The organism is Noviherbaspirillum malthae, assembly GCF_015352985.1.
GTDB classification, from domain to species: domain Bacteria; phylum Pseudomonadota; class Gammaproteobacteria; order Burkholderiales; family Burkholderiaceae_D; genus Noviherbaspirillum; species Noviherbaspirillum malthae.
Genome location: NZ_JACYXF010000193.1, coordinates 1 through 1,054, shown reverse-complemented (window position 1 = coordinate 1,054; position 1,054 = coordinate 1). Strand labels below are relative to the sequence as shown.

Sequence of the window (1,054 nt, the reverse complement as noted above, 5' to 3'; positions counted from 1 at the left end):
TCTACAGCGGCTTGCGAATCAATGTAGGGGATAGCCACAATGATTAAACCATCCTTTTGCGTCGTTGGCGGTGATGCAGTTGATCGCTTCCTTTAACGCTGCATCGAGCGCCTCCCGAGTCCGTGCCTTGGCATTACGAAGTGAGGTCTTTACCTTGGACCAGCAGTTTTCGATTGGAGACAGCTCAGGTGAGTAAGGCGGCAGGTAAATTAAGCGAGCTCCGGCGGATTCAATCGCTTGTTCAATGCCGGCGACTTTATGCGCACTCAAATTATCCATGACCACGACATCACCTGGCTGCAGGGTGGGCACCAGAACATTGTTAACATAGGTGCGGAACACTTGGGCATCAGTGGCGCTGTCAACTGTCATGACAGCATCCAACCCGTGGCAGGACAGTGCACCCAGCACGGTGACGTTGCGACCGAAATTCCTAGGTACCGCATCTTCTACCCGTACACCGCGTTGGGCACGGCCAAAGCGAGGGGTCATGGCCACATTGCAGCCGGTCTCATCAATGAACTTCAATGAATGACAGGGGCAGTCGGCGATCGCGCTGTGGTACTGCTGACGGGCCTGACATACTTTGGGCGTGTCCCGTTCACACGCGTGGAGCGACTTTTTTTGCGCGGCAAGCCAAGCCTCTGTAACAACCGGCAAATGGTAGCCTGACTGACATGGGTACCAGTTAAGCATTCGATCTGTTCAGCTAGTTCAGCCAGGCTGATATCAGGTTTCTGGGCGACGAGCTGACGAACTTGTTCGTGCGCGAGTTGATCCAGACGCGGCTTAGGCCCATTACCTTGCTTTTTAGCAGCAGCGCTACCTGTTCTGCGGACTCGCTGCAGCAATTTCTCCACGAACGACAAGCTCACGCCGAAGAACTCAGCGATGGCTCGCTGTGAACCCATGCCACGCGCATGGGCCTGCAGAATCTTCTCTCGTAAATCCAGTGAGTAAGACGAGGCCATGATTGCCTCCGGTAAAAGCAACAATACCTCTTTGAACACTAACGCCCGCACTAATTCCACATGCCTTCATGCAAATCGCTGTA

General features: G+C 53.9%; 2 protein-coding genes. Both read right to left on the bottom strand.

From position 1 onward, the window contains the following. Nucleotides 1–18: 18 nt before the first annotated feature. Entirely contained in the window at nt 19–552 is a 534-nt protein-coding gene (locus IGW03_RS37710) for an IS630 family transposase (protein WP_323745076.1), read from the bottom strand. Continuing rightward, nucleotides 525–971, bottom strand: a complete 447-nt coding sequence (locus IGW03_RS37705) for a helix-turn-helix domain-containing protein (RefSeq protein WP_194727494.1) — start codon at nt 969–971, stop codon at nt 525–527. Before IGW03_RS37705 ends, IGW03_RS37710 begins: the two co-directional genes overlap by 28 nt. Nucleotides 972–1,054 lie beyond the last annotated feature (83 nt).